This is a genomic window from Candidatus Methanoperedens sp., assembly GCA_012026795.1.
Classification (GTDB): Archaea; Halobacteriota; Methanosarcinia; order Methanosarcinales; family Methanoperedenaceae; genus Methanoperedens.
Genome location: VEPM01000011.1, coordinates 1 through 23,316 on the forward strand (window position 1 = coordinate 1; position 23,316 = coordinate 23,316).

The following is a 23,316-nucleotide window of genomic DNA, read 5'->3' on the forward strand; positions in this document are numbered from 1 at the left end:
CTATACCAAGGTGATCAATGTTTTTACTCGAATATTCCATGCCGGTTGATTCTTATTTTGATTATATAAAATCAACGGGCACCATGTGCGGAATGTGGGTGAAAAGGTTGTACTTAAAAAAGCTCCCCTGAACCCTGTGGCCAATCTCGTTGGTCTCGGAAAAGGCATTTTTGGTCCGGGTTTAAGATACCAGCGTAAAATTCGAAGTGAGTGGGAAGAAAAATGAGGATATTTAAGAAGTGATTATTGCTCTGAAAGAATCGACCCTGTAACCTTATCCAAATTTGCTATCGAATAATCTTCCTGGGGCTTCCCATTGATAAAAACGCTGGGAGTACCTGCAATATTATAATCATTCGCCAACCTGAGATTGTAATTAGCTGCATTTTTCATAGCGCCACTTTCAAGTTTCTGGTTAAAATCCGCTCCAAGCCCGATGCTTGCCGCAACAGTTTCAATTGCAATGGTGCTTTCCAATATATCCATTCCCTTATCGAACCTGGCATCAAATAATGCATTTAGCATTTCATCTCCTTTACCCATCTGTTCTGCAATAAGATAGGCTTCAACACTCTTTGTTGACTGCCTGGGAAAATTGATGGGAATGTATGTTATTTCCACTTTATCTCCGTATTTTTGTAGAAGCCGGGGCATATCTTTACGAAGATCATTACAGTGTGTACAGCCGAAATTCAAAAATTCTATGATCTTTACTTTACCCGGCTCAATAGTAGTGTTCAGTTTTTTAAAATTGTCAGCTGGAAGTGTGTCTGAATTATTTCCCCCTGAATTCAGGAAATAAATTGCCAGTGCCGCAATAACAAGTACTGCCAGTATTATATGAATTGTTTGGATACCTGATTTTTTATCAGGTAGTTTTTGCCTCTTTTTTGCCATTGTATTTGTTTTAATATGGTTATTATTCATAAATATTGTGTTTTAAAACTGTAGCTTGCAAACTATATCCTGAAGAAGAAAAAGGTCATTCCGGCGATAAAAAAATCACCGAAAATGCGCTGGTCGGGAATCGAACCCGAGTTTAAGCGTTGGCAACGCCTAGTGATAACCGCTACACTACCAGCGCAATCTGAAAATTTTGCGGGTATCCTCTTAATATTTCAATCCATATTAATAGTTTCTCTAATCCCACTAACTACCTTCTCTAATCTTACTAACTACCCGGATTTCCCTGTTATTTTTAGTAACCTTTAATAGAACCTTTGACGATTGAAAAAGCCTGTATGAGATTAGTGATGAAATTCGGAGGCACATCTGTAGGCGACGGCATCCGCATAAGACATGTCGCAGAACTGGCAAAAAAATACCGTAATGAAGGAAATGAAGTCGTACTTGTGACATCAGCCTTAAGCGGAGTCACGGATGCCCTCCTGAAAAACGCAAAAGATGCCTCAGAGACCGGAAAAACATCAGGTGTAAAAGAATTCATCGCTGACCTCACAAAACAGCACCATAAGGCTGTAAAGGATGCTATTGGCAATCCGGGGATTGAAGAAAAAGTAACGCATCATCTTGACCAGCGCATTGAGGAACTTGAAAAGGCCCTTATTGGAATCTGCTACCTTGGTGAGCTGACCGCAAGGTCTATCGATTACATATCATCGTATGGCGAGAGGCTGGCCGCTCCGATCATCGCGGGATCATTTAATTCCCTCGGTGTAAATTCATGTTCCTTCACCGGCGGCGAGGCAGGAATAATAACAACAGACGAATACGGGAATGCCAAACCCCTTGAGGGATCATATTCATTAATAAAAGAACGGATAGAACCACTTCTTAATGATAGTATCCCGGTAATTTGTGGTTTTATCGCCCAGAATGAGGCAGGTATTATCACAACGCTGGGGCGCGGAGGTTCTGATTTCACAGCATCGATTGTGGGAGCAGCGATAAAAGCCAATGAAATATGGCTCTGGAAAGAAGTGAACGGGATAATGACTACTGACCCCAACATCGTTCCCGAAGCAAGACCTATCCCTGTTATTTCCTATATTGAAGCAATGGAGTTATCATATTTCGGGGCAAAAGTACTGCATCCAAGGGCGATCGAGCCTGCGATCAGGCACGGGATACCTGTGCGCGTAAAGAATACATTCCATCCTGAGGTTCCGGGGACTATCGTAGTCAAAGACCAGAAACTGAGTGCGGATATAGTAAAAGCCGTAACAGTAATTAAAAATGTAGCTCTCTTCAATATTTCAGGCGCAGGAATGGTAGGAACGATCGGTGTAGCAGCACGCGTTTTTACTACACTTGCAAATGCAGGCGTAAATATTGTAATGATAAGCCAGGGTTCTTCCGAGGCCAACATCTCACTTGTGGTTGATGCCTCGCATCTTGATAAGGCTGTAAAGGCGATAAAAACTGAATTCAAGAACGGGATCATTAAAGAGATCACTCCTGACAGGAACATTTCCGTTGTAGCCGTTGTAGGTGCAGGCATGGCAAATACCCCCGGCGTAGCAGGGAGAGTTTTCGGGGCCCTTGGAAAAGCAAAAGTAAATGTGATTATGATAAGCCAGGGTTCATCGCAGCACAATATCTCTTTTGCAGTCAGTGGAGACGGAGCAAAAAAGGCTGTATCAGTACTGCATAAAGAGTTTGGCCTTGATCAGGCAAAATAACATTCATGATTGATTTTAATAGCCTCCCATTATTATCCAAAATAATTCTTATTATTGGTTTCGCTCTGGGCATCACATCATTGATAATATCCCTGCGCTATCCGATAATGCTTATATTGATGAAATATAGCCCGAAGTACCGGGAATTCATAAAGAAAACTCTCGTAACACAAAAACAAGACAAAATAAATTCATATAGAAAATATGGTAGATATGGTAGGAAATTTAAAGAGAAGTAAATGAATCTTTCATTCATGAGAAAAATAATCTTTGTAACAGGCAATTCCCATAAAGTAAGTGAAGCAACCCGGATCATGGCGCCTCTGGGTATAGAAATAGAGCAAAACAATTGCGGATATCCTGAATTACAGGAGGATACGCTGGAAGCCATCGCAGGTTTCGGTGCAAGATGGGCCGCGAATAAATTGAATTGCGAGGTCATGGTGGATGATTCCGGGATATTTATCGATGCGCTTTGCGGATTCCCCGGGCCTTATTCTGCATACGTTGCCAGGACTCTTGGAAATGAGAGAATATTGAAACTTCTTGATGGGGAAACGAACCGGCGCGCTTGCCTCAAATGCGTGATAGGATACTGCCGCCCCCATGATGAACCAGTGGTTTTTGAAGGAGAAGTAGCAGGGGAAATCGCAAAAGATATCCGGGGAAACCTGGGTTTCGGGTACGATCCAATATTCGAAGTCAACGGAGTGACATTCGGTGAAATGGCTGATGAAGAAAAGAACGGGATATCCCACAGGTACAGGGCACTGGTTATGTTTGCGCGATGGTTGAAAAATGAATAATTACGATTGTATTGTCGTGGGTGGGGGCATCAGCGGGTTATTGTCCGCTTTAGTATTATCAAAGGAAGGAAAAAAAGTTCTTGTTCTTGAAAGAAACGATATATTGGGGAACAATTGTAACAGCTATATGGTTGATGGTTACCAGGTGGATACAGGGCCTCATGCCATAACACAATTGCGAAAAGGCGGGCCATTATCTTATCTCATGGAAAAATATTTTGATTATGTTCCTGTTTTTGTGGATTACGGAGAATATTTCATCCGTACAGAAACAGGATTGAAAAAAGTGCCTACAACACTTAATGGTTACCTGACAATGGATATACTACCACGAAAAGACCGGCTTGTGATCGCGCAGGCCCTTACAAAAATGATGATAATGTGCCAGTTCGGGAATGATCTTTCAAAAACCTCTGTTTATCAATGTCTTCCCTGGGAGAATCTCTCGCCAGATACAGCCGATTTTATCAACACATTCTGTTATTTCCTATCCGGAAAATCGATGAAAGAAACCTCGGTCCAGAGAATGTTTGTAGGTAGCGGATTCGTGGAAGAAAATATAAAAAAAGAGATAGGTAATGAAAATCAAATAAACCTGTTCGAGAATATTAAAAAAACATCATATATCAGCCGTTTGTTGAATAACAGGAAAGTAAGCTATAACCAGTTCTACCCGAAAGACGGCTTGAAAGCTATAGTTAATGCGATATTGTATTCTTTGCCCGGATCAGTGGAAATCAAAACCAGTACAGCCGTTAAAGAAATTATTACCATTGATAATGCTGCAAAAGCTGTCCTGGCAAATGAAAATTCCTATTACGCAGGAACTATTATCTATTCAGCTTTCGTGAAAGACCTTCCAATTTATATAAAGGACTTACCAGAAAGATATATTTCCGATCTAAAAAATGTAAGCCAATCCCGGACATTAACGATATGGCTCGGGATAAGCGATGAATTTAATGAATTTAATTACGTGGGTGGTGAAGTATGGTTCAGGAAGAAAGCTTTCTGGGCAATGCCAATAAGCAATTATAATAAGGATTTTGCCCCGGAAGGTAAAAAACTTGTAGGGTTCATGTTCTCTGTTGATAGGACTTCTGAGATCGAATCTGAAAAACGTGAGGCATACGACACCATTGTAAAGGTCTATCCCGGGATAGAAAAATATATTGAGATGGTGCATTACCAGGTAACAACACCGGAAAAAGCTTCTGTAACAATTGATGGTTTTATCGCAGATACGAAAACGCCAATTGAGAACCTTTATGTGGTTGGAACTGATTCAGACGAGAGAAGTATGGGAGTGACAAGGGCTGCTTATTCTGTAGTTAAGCTGATCAACGTATTAAAAAAAGAAGGGATTCTGGCCGATCAGGCTTAGCAGCAACATCCTTTGCTCTCTTTGCGAACCAATGAATCCTAACAGAGTTTCGTAATTATAATATCAAAGGATTTGGGGTCAACAAGCATTATCAAACGGCCAATCCTGTTATTCCCGAATTCAACATTAGTCGCAAGGGCAAACTCAACCTTTCCGGTAATATCTTTCAATACGGATTCTGCGATATGTGTTGATTGACCTGTCTTGAATGATGGGGCTTTTAATGATAAAGGAACTCCAATATATTCGGAAATTGCGCTAACATACTGCCCACCATAAATATTGGCAGTTTCCTTCAATGTGGAAGTAATGTCATCATTGAATTCCTTTATTGAAGTATCCGGGGTATTGCAAAGAAGTTCGTTAGCTACCTCAAGCGCATTCCCGCTTGAAACATACATTTGCATCTCGCCTTTCACATCTCCTTCCGGTCCATTCCCATGAAGTTCGACACTGATCATCACAATATTATCACCAAGGCCGGTTATTTCATCATTCATTTCTTCAATTGGAATCGTACGAAGTTGAGAATGTTTCGACTCTGCTTCTTCTCCTGCTAACTGGGTGACAGTTGAAGCTGCATTCGTCATACCTGACATACCGATATTACTTAAGAGATGGACTGCAGAATCCACATTTCCATCTGGAGTTGATATGCTTGCAGGTTTTGCTTTTACAGCTTCCACAGGCGGCTTTATTTCTGGCTCAGGTATTTTTGGAGGTGCTGCCTGGACAGGTTCCTTAATTGGCTTAACATCAGTTTTTGTCTCTTTGGGTTTTTGTTCTGGTTTTGGCTGCTCAGGTATCTTTGGAGGGGCAGGGAGAGGTTCCTTAATTGGCTTAACTTCAGCTTTAGTCTCTTTGGGTTTTGGTTCTGGTTTTGGCTGTTCGGGTATCCTTGGAGGGGCAGCCTGAAGTGGTTCCTTAATTGGCTTAACATCAGTTTTTGTCTCTTTGGGTTTTGGTTCTGGTTTTGGCTGCTCAGGTATCTTTGGAGGGGCAGGAAGAGGTTCCTTTATTAGTTTAACTTCAGCTTTTGTCTCTATGGGCTTTGGTTCAGGTTTGATTATCTTAGCTTCCGGTTCAGGTTCTGATAATTCAATTTCCTGGTTTTCTTCTTCATACCCATATTCCTGTTCTGGTTCTTTGGGTATTTCCCTTACTGGTCCTTTATTCCTGCGAGAAATAATCTTCCTGGTGATAACCCTCTCTTCCGGGACTTCAATATCAATTTCACAGGTTTCATCAATTTCAGAAATATCTCTCTCGGATTGACCTAATCCTGTTTCGTCAGGTAGATCATATTCAGCTGGCTTTGTCTTTCTTGAATGTTTTATTTTCGTCTTTTTCTTGGTACCTTCGGTTCTCTTAATATATTTTGGTCCCGAATCACTCCTGTCTATTTCCCGTTCAATCTTGATCTTATTATTATCCCCATTTGCCCCTGTCCCTGCACTTGCCATTTGCAGCCATACAGAACTTGACTTTCGTTCACCATTTGTGTTCTCTTTATATTTGAATATAATATCGATAGATACAAGACCATTGGAATCGTCTTTTAACCCCAATACGATCTTTCTTACATCATCTTCTGATAATGGATCACCTGTATCTTTTACCTGGACATTTCTTGAAAACCTGGCCATATTCTCATAATCTGTCTGGGTGTCAGCATCTTCTACTCTTGATATATAATTACACTCCATATCCGGTGGAACTTCAATCTCAATCAGGGGATTGTCCACAATATCAGGAAGGTCAGCATCCTCACAGTTTCGCCACCTGTCACTTTCATTAGATTCTATTCTTGCTATTGCTTCCCGCGCATGTTTTCGGAGTTCTGTTGAACCGTTCTTCCTGGCAGATCTTAATACTGTTAAGGCACGTTTATCACCAATGCGCCCCAGTGACCATGCCGCATTTATCCTGACGTTTTCAATCGGGTCGTTCAAAAGTCCGATCAGGGGAAGAACAGCTTTCACATGTCCTATTTCTCCAAGAGCCCATGCAGCGTTTGTACGGATATGAACATCATCTATCTCAAGAAATCCTATTAGAGGAGATATTGCCTTCCTTGTCCTCAGTTCCCCCAGCATGCGTATCGCTTCACGGCACTCCTTTATATCGCCGGATTCAAGAATATTCAGCAACCCTTCAATATCCCGGCGTTTTTTCATGTCTCTTAAATCAGTATAATCTAAAGGCAATTTAACTCCCTCTCTGGGGTAATAATCGATTATTTATCATCATTGATACATCTGCTTGAGTCTAAAGACATATTTCCCTTCACACAAATATAAATGAGGGTGTGAAGTAGGGTATCAAAAAATAACTATTAAAAAATAAAATATAAATCCAGACCTGACCCCGTATGTCATAATCTGGTTATTTTCACGTTAAAACTAATTTAATGATGAGGTGACTCTTCTTTTTCGGCAATTCGCCTTTTTAACGTGTCTTCACAGGCTTCAAAACAACTTTCACATATTGCTTTGTTTGAATCCCTGTGATAGGGTTCCTGGAATATGGGTATCTCGACTGTCACCTGGAATAAAGGCACATTCCTTGTGCCGCACAGGTCGCATTTTTTTGCCTTTATGGGAACCCGGTTGATGTTTGCCTCATGACACCTGTTAAGACATTCCTCGTTTATGCCTCTCCACGTCCCTTTCGGATAAGCGAGCAGTACACGTTCGTCTTTTACTTTTACCGGGCAAAGGGTTGGTCTTGCTGCACCACATAATTCACAATCTGCCATAATTATCACACTCCTAAAGCTTTAGCCGCATTGATCGCCATCTGTATGAACGGTTCAGGATACAGGCCAATTCCGATCGTACCTATCACCGCAAGAAGGATAGCAATCACATAGGGAGCAGGTTCTTTTATTCTTTCGCCATTTGGCGGCAGCACATACATATATTTTATGACCCTGGCATAATAATATATGGATAGTGCACTGTTTAAAATTGCAATAATCACAACAATTAAGAGCCAGGTGCTTGCCTGGCTTGCTGCTTCTACCATTATTGAATAGAACAGTACGAATTTCCCGATAAATCCTGCTGATGGCGGTATTCCTGCCAGGGCCAGGAAAAATATGAACAGGGACAATGCGGTTATTGGCGCACGTTTTCCAAGCCCTGCAAAATTCCCTAAATCATCTGTGTTCTTTGCATCCTTATTATCTTTCAAAACCATATAGCTGACAACTGCCACAGCAATGAATGCGCCTCCTTTCATGAGGGCATGGCCAAGCGCAAGAAGTACGCCTCCGGCGACTGACATTTGTGTCATCACCACAAAAGCAAGTGAAATATATCCAGCCTGGGCTATGGATGAATATGCAAGCATCCTCTTGATGCTGCGCTGTGAGATTGCTACAACGTTGCCATAAGTCATGGTTATTATTGCAAGTATTGCAAAAGTATACTGGATATCCACTCTGATCGCCACTAATGCCAGGATAAGAACCCTGAATGCTGCAACAAATCCCATCTTTTTTGAACCTGCTGCAAGCAGGGCAGATACTACGCTTGGTGAACCTTCGTATGTATCAGGAGCCCACATATGGAATGGCACAAGCGCCATCTTGAAACCAAATCCTGCAACAAGGAAAATCATCGCCAGTATCCCGAGAGAGCTTTCTGCAATGAGATGAGTCGTATTAAAGAATTCAATTATCGCAGGAATATTGGTTGAACCGGTTATTCCATAAATAAGCGACATGCCGAACAACATCAATGCAGATGATATTGAACCTATTATGAAATATTTCAATGCAGCTTCAAGTGAAGCAGGGTTCTTTTTCTCAAAACCTGCAAGTACGTATGTTGACATGCTTGCAAGTTCAAAACCTACAAATAATGCTATCAGGTCATTTGCCGATGCCACTACCATCATTCCGACCGTAGACAGGAGAAGAAGTGCATAATACTCATCCTGATTGCGATTATTCTTAAAATATTCGATAGAAGCAATGACTGCTATTAATGAAACTACTATGAATATTAATTTGAAAACCTGGGACAAAGGATCAATAACCAGGGAATCATAGAAGAAATTTGTCTTCCCGGTCATCCCGTTACCAAGAACATATACAAGTGAAGCCACAAGTCCTGCTGCGCTCAAGTATCCAAACATATTCTTGGATTTATCGCTTACCAGTAAACCCAGTAGTATAATTACAAAAGCCAGTATGATCAGCAGTATTTCAGGAAGAAGTAAAGTAAAATTCATGTTATCACTCCTTTTATTCCGGTAACAAACTGAAGTAGCGAAGTCGCACTTGTAGTCATCATATCAAGCACAGGGTTCGGATTCAGTCCGAAGTATATGACCAGCAGGACAAGGATGGCCATGGAGGCTATTTCATAGCTCGCCCCATCATGGATATGCCCCAGTTTTTCATTATATGTACCAAATACTGCTCTTTGCATGGCCCAGAGATGATATCCTGCTGTGAAAACGATACCAAAGAGTGCAAGTATCACAAATGTCGGAAGTGTAAAATACGAGTTCACAAGAATGAGGAATTCAGCAACGAACCCGCTCATAGCCGGTAATCCCAGCGAAGCCAGGAACCCTGCCAGCATGACAAATGTCAGTTTTGGCATATATTTAGCTATGCCTCCCAGGTCATGGATTATCCTTGTTCCTGCAGAATGCTGGATCACACCGCATGACATGAACAGGATACCTGTTATGAGACCATGCGAAAACTGCTGGTACATCGCCCCGCTTACGGAAAGTGGAATAAGTGCAGCAGCGCCAAGGGTCACATAACCCATGTGGCTTATACTGGAATAAGCCACCATCTTCTTGAGGTCGCGCTGGGCCAGGGCCAGGAAAGTTCCATATAATATGCTGAGCACTCCGATTATAGCCATGATCGTGATCAATTTTCCTGGTGAGTCAGAATATGGCAGGATTGGAAGTATTACCCTGAAAAGGCCATAACCACCCATCTTGAGCAGCAAAGCAGCAAGTATGACACTGCCCGCTGTCGGGGCTTCAACGTGTGCATCAGGCAGCCATGTATGGAAAGGCACCGCAGGCATTTTGACAAGAAAACCAAACAATAACCCTAAGAATACAGCATCTTTTATAGATAATATGCCTTTCAATAGCCACCCGTCCATAACCTGATAGGATTTCAGGAGTTCAAAGATATCAAAACTCGGTTTTCCGGTTACATTGAGTGCGTTGAAGTAGAGCGTAAATATCGCAAGCAGCATAACCAGGCTCGCCACATGTGTATATATGAAGAACTTAATTGCAGCATAGTCTTTTCTCGGACCCCCCCAGATACTTATCAGGAAGTACATTGGTATGAGGACGATTTCCCAGAATATATAGAACACAAAGAAATCAAGTGAGGTGAAAACTCCCATAACACCTACCAGTTCAAGGAGTATCAAACCATAGAACTTGTTTGCCTGCTGTGTTTCACCCCATGCAAATATGACTGTAAGCGGGATAATTATATTAGATAACAGTACAAGCGGCATACCTATCCCATCAACACCGAACTTTAAGTTCACTCCGATACTTGGTACCCAGGAGTATGTTTCAAGGAACTGTATAGTGGATATTTTACTATCAAATCCCCAGAATAATATCAATGATAAAGCAAATGACGCCAATGATGTTACCAGGGCAACCGTACGTGCCTGCTCACGGTTTTTTGTTAAGAATGTTAAGATCGCTCCAAGCAAGGAGATAACGATCATTAATGAAATTAAAGCTGCCATTATGTCCCTCCATATTTAAGCCTGAGTAAAACCAAAAGCAACGCTACTCCAAGTATTGTGATTGAAGCGTAATTCTGGACTACGCCTGTCTGCAATTTCCGGACTACTTCACCAAGCTTAAACAGTGTATTGCTTATAATATTGTCTATTATAAGCCAGTCAATGATCTTTCGGTCAATGAACTCTCCTGATTGGGCTGCAACATCATGTGTCAATTTGACACCGATCAGATCTGCACCAATCTTTGGCTCATAATACCTGTTATATAACAGTTTATAAAGCGGATTCCCGGATGAAATGATCTTACTCATATCGATCATTCGTTTGTTGTAAATCGCATATGATATCAGGAAACCCAGTACACCCACGATCACGGGCAGCAATACTAAAAATGCTGATGGGTGGAATGCCTCACCTTCATGGACAGCTATGTTTACATCCATCAATTCAAAATTTTTCTCAAGATAACCATAGAAACCAACCTGGGAGAAACCAAACAGCAGGGCAAATATTGCCAGTATCATTAATGGTCCGGTCATCACTCCGGGTGATTCATGGGAATGCCTTTCAGAACGCGGCTTTCCTGTAAAAGTCATAAACCACAGCCTGAATATGTATATTGATGTCAGAAGTGCTGCAACAATGGCAAAGCCGTATGGGATCAGGTCATGTGTTACTTCCCCGTACTCTAATGCCCCTTCTATTATTGCATCCTTACTGAAGAAACCAGCAGTCCCGATATTCATGATTGGCATACCCAGACCTGCAAACGGAAAGCCAATACCTGCCAGTGCAAGTGCTGCTATTAACATGGTTGTGCCTGTGATCTTCATCTTGCTGAATAATCCACCCATTTCACGAATATCGTTGGTGCCAACCGCATGTATCACGCTTCCGGCACAAAGGAAAAGCAGTGCCTTAAAGAATGCGTGGCTCAAGAGATGGAACATGGATATTCCTACGGCTTTTGCTCCAAGGACAGTTCCGGCCGTCCCGAGTGCCAGCATCATGTAACCAAGCTGGCTGACTGTCGAATAAGCAAGCACTCTCTTAATATCATTCATTACAAGTCCCATCGTTGCTGCAAAAATAGCAGTGAAACCACCTACATACGTAACAACCAGAAGCGCATCCGGCACACCCGCAGATATTGTTGACGGGGTTGCGACAAACATCGGGAATGTTCTTGCGACAAGGTAAACACCAGCCGTTACCATTGTTGCTGCATGAATAAGTGCAGATACCGTGGTCGGGCCCTCCATTGCATCAGGCAACCAGCCATGAAGCGGGAACTGGCCGCTCTTACCTACTGCCCCGCCAAAGAAGAGAAGTGTGATATATGTTAATTGTGTCCCATCAATCAACGGAATGGCTTCAAACATTTTCCTGAATTGCAGTATGTAACTTTGCGATTCAAGAACAAGAGTCCCATTATCTACAAGCAGTTTCATATTTACATAGAGCAGTACGATCCCTGCAAGGAAAAGTACATCTCCTACCCTTGTAACAAGGAAAGCCTTCTTAGCTGCTGCCGCTGCCGATGGTTTGTGATACCAGAAACCTATCAGGAGGAACGAACATAAGCCCACAAGTTCCCAGGAAACGAAGAACTGGAGGATATTATCGGATAATATTACGCTTAACATTGCTGCTGTGAACAATGATGTTTCTGCAAAATACCGCGGTCTTGCAGGGTCATGCGCCATGTACCCGACAGCATAAATGTGAATCAGCAGGCTTACAAATGAAACCATCATCAGCATTACTACAGCCAGCGGATCAATCAATATCCCAAGATTCATTCCCGCAAACCATGGCAATGATTGCTGTACCGTTCCATCTGGATATATTTCAAGGAATATCCCGAACGAGATGATGAACGATCCTGCTATAGCCGCTATTGGGAGCAATGCCCCGCCTGAATAGAGCTTCTTTCCGAGGAAAAGAGTAAAAACAAACGCTATAACCGGTAATAATACTATTAGAGCTGCATAATCACCGAACATATTACCACCTCAAGATATTGATATTGTCGAGATTGATAGTGTCCCGCAACCTGAACAATGCAACAAGTATAGCAAATCCGATGGCCGCTTCTGCTGCTGCTATGGCAATTGAGAATATCGCAAACACCTGGCCTGCCGCATTATCATAGTAACTTGAGAATGCAACAAGATTAAGATTTGCTGAGTTCAGAAGCAGTTCTATGCACATCAGGATTTTGATCCCGCTTCTCTGTGTAATTATTCCATATACACCTATGGTAAATATTATTATCGAAATTAAGAGATATGAATATAACGACATTTTATGCCTCCTTTTTTGCGATATACAGGGCACCGATCAATGCTGCCAGCAACAACAGTGAAAGCAATTCAAAGGAAAAAATAAAATCGCTGAAAATCCCGCCCTTGATATCGGGACTTCCTGCAATTTCCTCCATACTTATTGCATTTATTTCTTCATGCTTTGCAAGATCCGTATAACTGTTATCCAGGGCCATGAACAATACAGCAAACAACAGTAATGCTATCAATAAATTGAATGTCTTGTTGATCATTATTCTTCCTCTCCCTTCCTGGTCAACATAATGGTGAATAATATCAGGGTTATAACCGCCCCAACATAGACAAGTACCTGTACCCAGGCAAGGAACTCCGCTTCAAGGAGTATGAAAAGACCGGCGGTTCCAATGAATGTACCTGCAAGATATATTGCACTGTGAACTAATTTGTTTGACCTGACCACCATAATCGTTGATATGATCGTGAGGATTGCAATAACCGGAAATACAATATCTATCATTGTTTCACCTCTTTTTTGAATAATAATCTATCAGGGCCATACACAAGACTCTCACGGGTGTAATCCGCAGTTTCATAATTCCCGGTCATTTTCATAGCGTTCATGGGGCATACATCCACACAGAGGCCGCAAAACATGCACATTCCGATATTGACCTGGGGATACCATCTGGTTTTATACTTGACTATCTGGATAGTCCCATTCGGACAGTTTACTTCACATATCCCGCAGCCTATGCAGGCGTCCTCATCTACTGCATGCAGTCCCCTGAATCTTGGTGATACTTTCATTTTCTGGTAGGGGTACTGAACAGTCACAGTCGGCCTGTTACCGATGCGTAATATATGTTTCATTGTAACAATGAGCCCTTGAATTATCCCGACCATTGTCCAGTTCTTTGTTATCCAGGTCATTGGAACACTCCTACGGTCAAAAGGAAACCGGTGACCAGTAAATTAAGTAAAGCAAGAGGTATCATAATTTTCCATCCCAGGCTGAGGAGTTGATCTATCCTTACCCTTGGTACTGTATCTCTCAACCACATCGCAAAGAATATTACTGCATAGGTTTTAACCAGAAATACTCCAAGCGACACCAGTGGAACCAATGCTGCCGGAAGTAATGAAATGTATGGGAATGACCATCCTCCAAGGAACAGCGTTACAACAATTGCAGATACTGAGAATAAATGAGCATATTCTGCAAGGAAGAACATTGCAAATTTCATTCCGCTGTATTCAGTGAAGAACCCTGCAACAAGTTCCTGTTCAGATTCCTGGAAATCAAAAGGTATGCGCCCCATTTCAGCGATAGAAGCAATAAGGAATAAAACGAAACCCAGAGGCTGCAGGAATATGAACCATTTCGGGATAAAGCCAAACCATGTGCCATTCTGCGCGGTTACAATTTCAACAGTGCTCAGGGAACCTGTAAACAAAACAATAGCAATCGCAGAAATGGCCAGCGGTATTGTATAGCTTATATCCTGGGCTACGGCCCTCATCGCTCCCATCAAAGAATATTTATTATTTGAAGCCCAGCCTGCAAGCAAAATCGCAATTGGTGACACGGCAGATATAGCAATCAGATAGAGAAGCCCCACACTTAGATCTGATATTATCAGTGATTCGCCAAACGGCAGTGGAATAAATATAAGAAGCGCCGGTATGAACACTAGAAAAGGCGCAAGTGTGAAAACCCACCTGTCAGCTTTTGCAGGAATTATATCCTCTTTTCCGATGAGTTTTACACCATCCATGACTGGCTGGAGCAATCCTCTCGGGCCTGTTACCATCGGACCGTATCTTGCCTGCACCATAGCAACAACCTTACGTTCCATCCATGTAAGGAACATGATCGTCAGAAGTGCAAAAACAAATAGGATCGCAATCTCTACGAGTACTATAATGATCCTCAAAACATACTCGATTCCTAATGTCTTGAATGTGTTATTTACAGGTTCATAAATCCCTATATAATTCAAGGTAAACACAATAAGTTCGTAAGCATTTGCAAACATTATATCACCGGTCCACATCGCCAAGAACAACATCAATGGTCCCGAAGGCCGCTATCAGGTCAGGGATCATAAGTCCTTCCACCATTTTAGGTATAGCTGTAAGATTACAGAAAGAGGGTGAACGTATTTTGATCCTGTAGGGTTTTATGGTTCCATCACTTACAATATAAAATCCTAATTCACCTTTAGGCGCCTCGATCCTGCTGTAAACCTCGCCAGGCGGCGGAGTGAATATCCTCGGGAAATACGTGGAAACTGCTGTTGAAGCGCCTGTCATCGGGGCTATCCCATATTTAGCCAAACTTACCGGTTTTGCCTGAGGCATCTGATCTACTGCCTGTCTTAGAATATGCAGGCTTTCTCTCATCTCATCAATTCTTACCATGTATCTGGCGAAGCTGTCCCCTTCATTGCGCACGCATACCTTGAAATCAAGGTCAGGATATACGGAATATGGCTCCAGTTTCCTTATATCGTAATTCACGCCATGACCGCGAAGCGAGGGACCTGTCATACCATAATTGATAGCATCCTGCGTGCTCATTACCCCTATACCTTTCATTCTCCCCATGAAAATCTCATTACCGCTGATAAGCTGCTCGTAATCATCAATGCGCTTTTCCATATCATTTATGAACTCGTTGAGTTTTGGTATGAAGCCCTCAGGCATGTCTTCCCTTACTCCTCCGGGCCTGATATAGTTAAAAGTCATGCGGGCTCCGCATAACATCTCGAATAACTGCAGGGCATTCTCCCTTTCCCTGAATCCGTACATTATCATAGTTGATGCGCCAAGGTCAAGAAGAAGAGAGCCCAGCATTACAAGATGGTTCACTATCCTGTTCAGTTCAAGAGTGATAACACGTATGTACTCTGCTCTCAACGGAACCTCTATTCCTGCAAGTTCCTCCACAGCCTTGGTATAAGCGTAATTATTGGGAAATGCTGAGATATAATCGAGCCTGTCTGTGTAAGGCACGAACTGCATATACGTCTTCATCTCTCCCAGCTTTTCAGTCCCCCGATGAAGATATCCCATGACGATTTCACATTTCCTGATTATCTCCCCGTCCATGGTTAACTTAAACCTCAATACACCGTGTGTACTGGGATGAACAGGACCCATATTAATTAGAAGTTCGTCTGTTTTCATTTTATCTCCTCAACAGGTTCGTCCCATCAGTGCTCACTATATCTTCTCCATCCTCTCCAACAGTAACAAACTGCTCAATATTCATATCATAGTCCTTTCGCAGGGGATGGCCGATCCAGCCATCAGGCAGCAGTATTCTTTTAAGATTGGGGTGGCCTGAAAATTTGATTCCGACAAGGTCATAAGTTTCCCGTTCAAGCCAGTCTGCCCCTTTCCAGATAGATGAAAGCGAAGAGACCTCTGGATTATTATGGTCAAGTATAATCTTCAAAACAAGGTTCTGTTTTTTAGTATAAGAAAAGAAATTGTAAACAACCTCGAACCTGTCCACATAATCAATTCCCGTTATAACAGAGAGATGATCAAATCCCATTTCTTTCACTTTTCCTGCGACCTTTAACAGATCTTCTTTCTTTATGATTGCAAGAGGTTTTTTTATCTGAAGTCCTGCACTTATGACAGAATCCGGAAATAACTGCTTTAACTCTTCAGCCGGGTTCATTTGTTCAGCCCCCATTTTGCTCCATATCCCTGGTTCTTGATTTTTTCCCTCAACTGGATAATCCCATACAACCATGCCTCTGGCCTGGGAGGGCATCCGGGAATATAAACGTCCACCGGTATTATCAGGTCAACGCCTCTTAATACACAATACGATTCATGATAAGGCCCTCCTGTATTTGCACAGCTGCCTACGGAAATGACCCATTTGGGCTCAGCCATCATTTCGTAAAGTTTTTTTACTCTGGGGGCCATGCGTTTTGTAACAGTTCCTGCCACTAACATAAGATCAGCCTGTCTCGGGCTTGCCCTGAATATTTCCATTCCAAAGCGCGATATATCATGATGCGCCATGGCTGTGGCCATCATTTCGATAGCGCAGCAGGCAAGACCGGACGTGACCGGCCAGAGGGAGCTTAAACGAGCCCAGTTAAAAATCTGGTCAATTGTTGAAAATAATATTAATCCTTCCCGTTCCCTGGCTGCAAGGACTGTGCTTATAAGTCCTGTATCATTCAGTTTATCAAGCGCAGTCACAGGCTTCTTCTTTGCCATTCTGATCTTTGTAGTATCAATTGTTAATGGATCCACTCTAAAGCCTCCTTTCTCCAGGCATAAGCCAGGCCTATTATAAGTACTTCAATAAAAATTATCATTTCAAAGAATCCCAGCGGTCCGAGGTTCTTGAATTGCACTGCCCAGGGATACAGGAAAAGAACTTCAACATCAAATACCAGGAAAACAATAACGATCAGGTAATACTGGATGTTAAAATGAACCCTTGCATCTCCTATGGGCGTTTCAGCGCATTCATATGTAGAAAGTTTTACTTTTGTCTTATTGCTTGGTCTTACCATCCTTGACATGAATAGTGAGATCGCCACGAAAACAACACCTACGATCGTAAGAATTACGACAGGCAAATAATTATCTAGAATTTCATTTGTGACCATTGGACCACCGTTTGCATTTATATTCTGCTTAAAAAAGGATTATTGATATAAAAAGCTTATGAAATTGTTTTAGCGTAAAATTCTTTAATGATTCCGACAACTGAAAGACAAATAATTAATCAGGCTAAATCATGACAGAAAAATTATTTGACATCAAAATAGGTTATGCATTATTCAAAAATCCAATTGCAGTTGCTTCAATGGCAGGTATAACAGATAGCAAATTCGCAACTGGTCTTGCAAATGCGGGTTTGATAATTCTTGGCGGATATAATCTCGATAAGCCAACAAATGAAGCGGCCCGTAAAGAAGTTGAGAGGGGCAGGACTGAGTTCGTATCAGATAAGCCCATGGAATTCCTGAAATCAGAACTTGTTGCTGCAAAAGGATACACAACGATCGCAGCCAATGTGCGTGCAGCATCCGTTGAACCGTTTTTAGAAGCGGCTGCACTTGCAAAAGAAAATGGCGCTATTCTTGAATTAAATGCGCATTGCAGGCAGCCTGAAATGGTTGGACTGGGAGCAGGTGAGGCATTATTGAAAGACATACCGCGTCTTTGCGAATATATTAAAGAGATCAAAAAAACAGGTGTCGTGCTCTCGGTCAAAACAAGGGCAAATGTTGTGAATGATGTTGAGCTTGCAAAAGCTATCGAAAAAGCCGGGGCTGATATTATACATATAGACGCCATGCATCCGGAGGGTGTGGATATCGGGATTATCAAAAGGATCAGGAACTCAACGAACCTGTTCATTATAGGCAATAATTCGATCACGGATTTTGAAAGCGCCAGGGAAATGTTCTCACATGGTGCGGACATGGTCTCGGTTGCGCGCGCAGTCCGGAAAAATCCCCGGATCATCGACCAGCTTGTTTTTGAGGTGACATCTTTCCAATCAATGACAGGATGGTATAACGCCCCCAAACATATTTGCGGCGGCGGTGACCTGAGGGCGCTTGCTTTTTGCTGCCTTCCCGTAAAACCCTGCGCACTTCACGGCGCGCTTAAACAGGCAGGCATCAGCGCTGAGGAATTCATGAAGATCAAGACTGACTTTGCACGGAAAACACCTATTGAATACGGAGAAGGAACATGTTTCGGAAGCATGACATGGTGCTGCAAGATCACAAAACCCTGTTTTTTAAGGGATTCTGCGCTTGAATCCAGCGGCCTGTCAGATGTGGAATATATGAGGACCAAGAAGAGATTATCGGAATATATATTGAAGCAAACAAAAAATTAAGATTGATAATTAACATCTTTCTTTTTTTTATGTAACAGTTTTATTATTTCTGCTTCTTCTTCTGTGGGGTTTTTTATCCTTTCAGCCATTATTTCATAAAGCTGGATTGGTTGAAGTTTAGTCCGGTATTCTTCATGTTTATGTTTGTGACATTTATTCGCATGCCATACCTCGAAGATTTTTTCATCGATCTGGCTTGATTTTTTTGGATTTATTAAATCTATATTCAGCTTAGTTAAAATAATAGGAAGGATTATGACGAGTATTGTTGCAAGAATTACAGATGCCAGGATGAAACTGCGATCCGATGATTCTTTTATTGAATCATAAGTAAAAATTACTGTAATAAAAATTATAATAAAAGTTAGAACTATCAATCCTGCTACAATGCATATCAAATCGCTAAGGCTACAAATTTCCCTTGACAGGGATTCCAGATTACTGCATAATTTTCTCCTGGCTTCATTATTTTTATCTGCTTCTTCTCCGGTTGAAACAACTCCGGGAGGATAGACGATTTCCCTTATCCATATAGCATATGCTTCTCTGCTTTGCCCGATAAATTGCCCTAAAAGCATGCCAAATAAACCAAAAAGAATAACTTCAAATACGAGTAACGTCATCATATTTCAATACCACCTGGCCCAGGATTAAAAAGTCAAAATGCAAGCAGAACGAATTTCACAATATTATTTTTAAAATTATTGTAAGAATTATTGATACTATCAAAATAATATACATACGTTGTATATTAACAGCCATCTGAACGACTCTCATTTTTTATCCTCCCATAATCGATAATCCTGATTTTTTGTTTCAACTTTTAGTTTATTTCTACAGTGAAACATTCTGTATCATGTAACGTCCTATTTAAGTATTTCGATTTATATTTAACTATTGTTCATTAATTTCATGTCAAATTTACATGCTCATCATAACTATTATAGCTATTGCGGAATATACTTTATACTATAAAATGTTTTCCTCCCATTATAGAATATAAACTATAGAGTATTAAGGATTCCTGTGTTTAAATATTCCTGATGACAAAATGACATTCTTATCTTGAAACTGGTAAGGAACATTTCCATCTATGTCTGCTGAGCAGGGAGATTTAAATCTTTTATAGAGCGCCGAGGTAGGGATTTGAACCCTAGCTTACCGGAAGGTAAAACAGGTCTCGAGCCTGCCGCGTTAGTCCGCTCTGCCACCTCGGCATGGTGTATGCTTTTAATATAGTTGATTTGCTATTAACCTTTGGAATGAATCTATGAAAAAGGTGTCTCATGAGGCTTGACTCCTATCTAGTGGAAATCGGCAATGTCGGTTCCAGGGGCAGGGCAAAACGCGCAATAACGGAAGGGCATGTCAGAGTAAATGACAGCATCATAACCAGACCTTCATTCGATGTGGCATATTCTGACACAATTGAAATCACAGATGGCCTGGACAAGCCCGCAGGATACTGGAAACTTAAAGATATACAGGAAAAGACTAATATAATCAAGAAAGGCGATACTGTGCTGGACGTTGGCTCAAGCGCAGGAGGTTTCCTGCTGTATGCATCAGAGATTGCCTCTTGCGTTCATGGAATTGAATTCAGCCGCGAGTTCCATTCAGAACTTGGAAAAATCGCACATGAGCATGAGAATATCACAATTGAATTCGCCGATGCATTCATGATGTCTCATGGCAATGAAAAATATGATGTTTTGCTTCTTGACATTACAGTGGAACCACAGGATTCATTAAAAGCCCTTAAGAATCTGCTTCCCGCATTGAAAAGAGGCGGCATGCTGCTCTGGGTCTTAAAATTACCAAAAAAAAATGATATGGAACCCATCATGGAAGAATTATTAGTTATGGGATTTGATATCCTGCAAATCATGGAATCGCAAAAAAAAGAAGCGTATGCAGTAGCAAGGAAATTATGAAGAACCAGTTCGATTTTGATTTGGGGAGAATAATAAATATCATAGAAGAAAATCACTTTAAAACAGTCGGGCTCCAATTTCCCGAAGGTTTTAAAAGACAGGCTTTTTCCATTTCTGAGATGCTTGAAGAACGAACAGGAGCAGGCATTTTAATATCCGGAAATCCCTGTTTTGGTGCATGCGATATCGATACATCCCTTGCAGGAAGAGTCGATGTAATGTTCCATTTCGGGCATTCAAAGATGGGAAATTTCAACAATGTGGTTTTTATTGAAACGCGCTCTAACGTTGATGTCCTGCCATGCGTTAAAACCGCACTCCCGCTTTTAAAAACCACTAAGATCGGCCTCATAACCACTGTCCAGCACATACATAAACTTGATGAGATTTCCAATTTCCTGCTGGAAAATGGAAAGAAAGGGATAACGGGAAAAGGTGATTTAAGAGTAAGTTATCCCGGACAGGTCCTTGGATGCAATTTCACGGCAGCACGTGTTGATTGTGATGAATATCTCTATATTGGCAGCGGTATTTTCCATCCGCTTGGGGTGGCTATAGCCACGGGAAAAAGAGTGGTTGCGGCAGACCCGTATTTAAACAAGGCAGTCGAAGTATCTCCCGATAAGTTCCTGCGAAAGCGAAGCGGGTATATCGCAAATTCAATGGACGCAAAGATCTTCGGCATAATCGTTTCCTCAAAAAGCGGACAGAACAGGAAAGAACTTGCAAAAAAGCTTGCGAAAATTGCATGGGAGCATGGGAAGAAGGCGCAAATTATTATGATGGATCTTGTGACCCCTGAGCAATTGCTGGCTTTTAAAGTAGATGCGTATGTTAATACAGCATGCCCGAGGATCACTATCGATGATGCAGAAAGGTTCCATGTACCAGTCCTTACGCCGCAGGAATTTGAAATTGTCCTGGGGGAAAGACCCTGGGATAGACTGGTAATGGATGAGATATCAGGTGATGAAATGCAGGAACTGCTATAAAAAGCGGTCAAAAAATAAAAATTCTTATTTTCAATTTATTTCAACTTATTTTCCATCTGGAAATATGCTTTTCTTGCACTTTCCAGGTCTTTTGCAAAAATTCTGTACTTGCCTATATGATATGTCATTTTATTTCTCCTGTTCTTTTTTCGAGCTTGTTTCTCAATGAAAAACACCTATCGATATATCCAATAAGCAAATCTTATTTTAAACTATATATAGATATTTTAAAATTTTAATGCTTAGTATAATTCTCATTATTATGTTAATGTAGTATTTCTAAAGCAACGATTGCAAGACACTTTGAACTTATGTAGAAATTAAAAATAGAATGGCAGATTCAATATCCGGTCTCATGTTCCGGGTATATGGTCATCTGTTTTTCATCCGAAAATATCTCTATTCCATCAACTATGGCATGAGCCCTGAAGTAAATGGTACTGCTCGGACCAGCCTTCAATGTCTGATTGAATTCCATAGGGGTTTTCCCGGTCATGGATAGCGTACTCTGGGAATAATCATTAACAGTCGCATTCCCTTTCTTGGAATCCCACAGCAGCTCTGTTTTGGTAATATCTCCTGCTGTTCCGCCTGATACCTGCCATTTAATAGTATAACTTGAGTTTTCAACAGGTCTGCCTGGAATGGATGTTATTGTTATTGTCGCAGGAGCAGATACTGTTACCGGCTGCTGAGTTGGAATCACTGTAGCTGTTTCTACAGGTGTAACTGTTTCTATGGGTGTAGCCGTTGGCATAGCTGCTGGAGTGCCTGTTGGTTCTTGGCTCATACAACCAGATATGATCAATAATGAAAGAATTACAATGAATACAAAAGTTGTTCTTCCCCGAATCATAATTACCTCCAGATAAGGATTATCTGGAATAGTATATAAAACATCTGTTCTCAATTATTCCCAATCAATAAAATACATATTCAACAGGGAAATCCATATTTAACAGAGTAAAAAAACTGCGATATCTATTTATCCGACAAGTTCTAATGTTTATATGGGGAAGAATATGAATTGCGAGATATGTGGGAAATCCACATCAAACAGTAAAATATGCGATAGGTGCACACGGATAATAAATAAAGTCATAAAAGAGGTAGGCCCGGATGTCTTGAATAACATCGATGACTGCAAGTACATATATCCTATGATACAGCGCGTTGCCACAGGAGAGCTCAGGACCCAGGACGTAATCAATTCACTTCTAAAAGGCGAAACAGATTAGAATTCCAATGAATCATTCTCTGTCTTTTTTCCATCGAAAATGAAAATATTTCAAGTATGGAAATATTCCAGATTGACGAAAATCTATATCAGAGATAGACGATGTGGAAAGAGCCAGGATGTTTGATGCTTGCATCGACCTGGAAGGCGGTATAGATCCGAACTCAAGCGATTTTAAAATATATTTAAACTGGGCAATAGAAGATGCCGGATTGCCGGATTTAGATATTTTAAAGCTGGTTGCATCTTTTGGATATGATCTGGCCTATAAAAAGAAGATGAAAGTCCTGGTTCATTGCAAGCAGGGGATAAAACGGGCAAGTTTGATAAACGGTGTAATTTTATGGATGATTTGAAGTAAAATAAAATATTTTAACCAGAAGGGATGTG

Annotated in this window: 25 protein-coding genes and 2 tRNA genes; 8 read left to right on the forward strand and 19 right to left on the reverse strand. The window is 41.3% G+C overall.

The window, feature by feature from the left end; all coding sequences use genetic code 11:
- Positions 1-243 precede the first annotated feature (243 nt).
- Both FIB07_05830 and FIB07_05835 read right to left on the reverse strand, forming a co-directional pair.
- On the reverse strand, positions 244-927 hold the full coding sequence (locus tag FIB07_05830; protein ID NJD52373.1) for a hypothetical protein: 684 nt from the start codon (positions 925-927) through the stop codon (positions 244-246).
- A gap of 85 nt (positions 928-1,012) precedes the next feature.
- Positions 1,013-1,084: transfer RNA gene (locus tag FIB07_05835), tRNA-Gly, on the reverse strand.
- A gap of 157 nt (positions 1,085-1,241) precedes the next feature.
- Between FIB07_05835 and FIB07_05840 the strand changes: the two genes are divergently transcribed.
- The 3 genes from FIB07_05840 (at position 1,242) to FIB07_05850 (ending at position 4,832) form a co-directional block, all read left to right on the forward strand.
- On the forward strand, positions 1,242-2,642 hold the full coding sequence (locus tag FIB07_05840) for an aspartate kinase (protein ID NJD52374.1): 1,401 nt from the start codon (positions 1,242-1,244) through the stop codon (positions 2,640-2,642).
- Positions 2,643-2,896: 254 nt separating this feature from the next.
- Positions 2,897-3,448 carry an XTP/dITP diphosphatase gene (locus FIB07_05845; protein ID NJD52375.1) on the forward strand — a complete coding sequence of 184 codons (552 nt, stop codon included), beginning with the start codon at positions 2,897-2,899 and terminating at the stop codon, positions 3,446-3,448.
- A complete protein-coding gene (locus tag FIB07_05850; protein NJD52376.1) occupies positions 3,441-4,832 on the forward strand; it encodes an NAD(P)/FAD-dependent oxidoreductase in 1,392 nt (463 codons plus the stop codon). The genes FIB07_05845 and FIB07_05850 overlap by 8 nt, the downstream gene beginning before the upstream one ends.
- 38 nt (positions 4,833-4,870) lie before the next feature.
- Here FIB07_05850 and FIB07_05855 read toward each other — a convergent pair whose 3' ends face one another.
- The 14 genes from FIB07_05855 to FIB07_05920 form a co-directional block, all read right to left on the reverse strand.
- A complete protein-coding gene (locus FIB07_05855; GenBank protein NJD52377.1) occupies positions 4,871-7,039 on the reverse strand; it encodes a hypothetical protein in 2,169 nt (722 codons plus the stop codon).
- A 200-nt stretch (positions 7,040-7,239) separates the two neighbouring features.
- On the reverse strand, positions 7,240-7,590 hold the full coding sequence (locus FIB07_05860) for a hypothetical protein (protein ID NJD52378.1): 351 nt from the start codon (positions 7,588-7,590) through the stop codon (positions 7,240-7,242).
- A gap of 5 nt (positions 7,591-7,595) precedes the next feature.
- On the reverse strand, positions 7,596-9,071 hold the full coding sequence (locus tag FIB07_05865; protein ID NJD52379.1) for an NADH-quinone oxidoreductase subunit N: 1,476 nt from the start codon (positions 9,069-9,071) through the stop codon (positions 7,596-7,598).
- Complete coding sequence (locus FIB07_05870; GenBank protein NJD52380.1) at positions 9,068-10,585, reverse strand: NADH-quinone oxidoreductase subunit M; 1,518 nt, start codon at positions 10,583-10,585, stop codon at positions 9,068-9,070. Before FIB07_05870 ends, FIB07_05865 begins: the two co-directional genes overlap by 4 nt.
- Positions 10,585-12,591, reverse strand: coding sequence for an NADH-quinone oxidoreductase subunit L (gene nuoL, locus FIB07_05875; GenBank protein NJD52381.1), 2,007 nt, complete (start codon positions 12,589-12,591; stop codon positions 10,585-10,587). The genes FIB07_05870 and nuoL overlap by 1 nt, the downstream gene beginning before the upstream one ends.
- 1 nt (position 12,592) lies before the next feature.
- Positions 12,593-12,892, reverse strand: a complete 300-nt coding sequence (nuoK, locus tag FIB07_05880) for an NADH-quinone oxidoreductase subunit NuoK (protein ID NJD52382.1) — start codon at positions 12,890-12,892, stop codon at positions 12,593-12,595.
- Between the two features lies 1 nt (position 12,893).
- Positions 12,894-13,145 (reverse strand): hypothetical protein, encoded by a 252-nt coding sequence (locus FIB07_05885; protein ID NJD52383.1) that lies wholly within the window; start codon positions 13,143-13,145, stop codon positions 12,894-12,896.
- A complete protein-coding gene (locus tag FIB07_05890) occupies positions 13,145-13,390 on the reverse strand; it encodes a hypothetical protein (GenBank protein NJD52384.1) in 246 nt (81 codons plus the stop codon). The genes FIB07_05885 and FIB07_05890 overlap by 1 nt, the downstream gene beginning before the upstream one ends.
- Entirely contained in the window at positions 13,387-13,803 is a 417-nt protein-coding gene (locus tag FIB07_05895; protein NJD52385.1) for an NADH-quinone oxidoreductase subunit I, read from the reverse strand. The genes FIB07_05890 and FIB07_05895 overlap by 4 nt, the downstream gene beginning before the upstream one ends.
- Positions 13,800-14,909 carry an NADH-quinone oxidoreductase subunit NuoH gene (gene nuoH / locus FIB07_05900; GenBank protein ID NJD52386.1) on the reverse strand — a complete coding sequence of 370 codons (1,110 nt, stop codon included), beginning with the start codon at positions 14,907-14,909 and terminating at the stop codon, positions 13,800-13,802. The genes FIB07_05895 and nuoH overlap by 4 nt, the downstream gene beginning before the upstream one ends.
- 4 nt (positions 14,910-14,913) lie before the next feature.
- Positions 14,914-16,062, reverse strand: coding sequence for an NADH-quinone oxidoreductase subunit D (locus FIB07_05905; GenBank protein NJD52387.1), 1,149 nt, complete (start codon positions 16,060-16,062; stop codon positions 14,914-14,916).
- Position 16,063: 1 nt separating this feature from the next.
- The gene (locus tag FIB07_05910; GenBank protein ID NJD52388.1) at positions 16,064-16,639 is read right to left on the reverse strand and encodes an NADH-quinone oxidoreductase subunit C; all 576 of its coding nucleotides are present in this window, start codon (positions 16,637-16,639) and stop codon (positions 16,064-16,066) included.
- The gene (locus FIB07_05915; protein NJD52389.1) at positions 16,561-17,118 is read right to left on the reverse strand and encodes an NADH-quinone oxidoreductase subunit B; all 558 of its coding nucleotides are present in this window, start codon (positions 17,116-17,118) and stop codon (positions 16,561-16,563) included. Before FIB07_05915 ends, FIB07_05910 begins: the two co-directional genes overlap by 79 nt.
- A gap of 23 nt (positions 17,119-17,141) precedes the next feature.
- Positions 17,142-17,516 carry an NADH-quinone oxidoreductase subunit A gene (locus tag FIB07_05920; protein ID NJD52390.1) on the reverse strand — a complete coding sequence of 125 codons (375 nt, stop codon included), beginning with the start codon at positions 17,514-17,516 and terminating at the stop codon, positions 17,142-17,144.
- 131 nt (positions 17,517-17,647) lie between these two features.
- Here FIB07_05920 and FIB07_05925 point away from each other — a divergent pair, with 131 nt between their 5' ends.
- Positions 17,648-18,763 (forward strand): methanogenesis marker 9 domain-containing protein, encoded by a 1,116-nt coding sequence (locus tag FIB07_05925; GenBank protein ID NJD52391.1) that lies wholly within the window; start codon positions 17,648-17,650, stop codon positions 18,761-18,763.
- On the opposite strand, the gene FIB07_05930 is transcribed toward FIB07_05925, so the two are convergent.
- A complete protein-coding gene (locus FIB07_05930) occupies positions 18,760-19,389 on the reverse strand; it encodes a hypothetical protein (GenBank protein NJD52392.1) in 630 nt (209 codons plus the stop codon). The genes FIB07_05925 and FIB07_05930 overlap by 4 nt on opposite strands.
- 505 nt (positions 19,390-19,894) lie before the next feature.
- Positions 19,895-19,980 (reverse strand) — tRNA-Ser (locus tag FIB07_05935).
- 69 nt (positions 19,981-20,049) lie between these two features.
- Between FIB07_05935 and FIB07_05940 the strand changes: the two genes are divergently transcribed.
- On the forward strand, positions 20,050-20,697 hold the full coding sequence (locus tag FIB07_05940; GenBank protein NJD52393.1) for a cell division protein FtsJ: 648 nt from the start codon (positions 20,050-20,052) through the stop codon (positions 20,695-20,697).
- A complete protein-coding gene (gene dph2 / locus FIB07_05945) occupies positions 20,694-21,689 on the forward strand; it encodes a diphthamide biosynthesis enzyme Dph2 (protein ID NJD52394.1) in 996 nt (331 codons plus the stop codon). Before FIB07_05940 ends, dph2 begins: the two co-directional genes overlap by 4 nt.
- 340 nt (positions 21,690-22,029) lie before the next feature.
- On the opposite strand, the gene FIB07_05950 is transcribed toward dph2, so the two are convergent.
- The gene (locus tag FIB07_05950; GenBank protein ID NJD52395.1) at positions 22,030-22,545 is read right to left on the reverse strand and encodes a hypothetical protein; all 516 of its coding nucleotides are present in this window, start codon (positions 22,543-22,545) and stop codon (positions 22,030-22,032) included.
- Between the two features lie 166 nt (positions 22,546-22,711).
- On the opposite strand from FIB07_05950, the gene FIB07_05955 reads away from it, so the two are divergent.
- A complete protein-coding gene (locus tag FIB07_05955; protein NJD52396.1) occupies positions 22,712-22,927 on the forward strand; it encodes a hypothetical protein in 216 nt (71 codons plus the stop codon).
- 103 nt (positions 22,928-23,030) lie between these two features.
- Positions 23,031-23,282 (forward strand): dual specificity protein phosphatase family protein, encoded by a 252-nt coding sequence (locus FIB07_05960; protein NJD52397.1) that lies wholly within the window; start codon positions 23,031-23,033, stop codon positions 23,280-23,282.
- Positions 23,283-23,316: the final 34 nt, after the last annotated feature.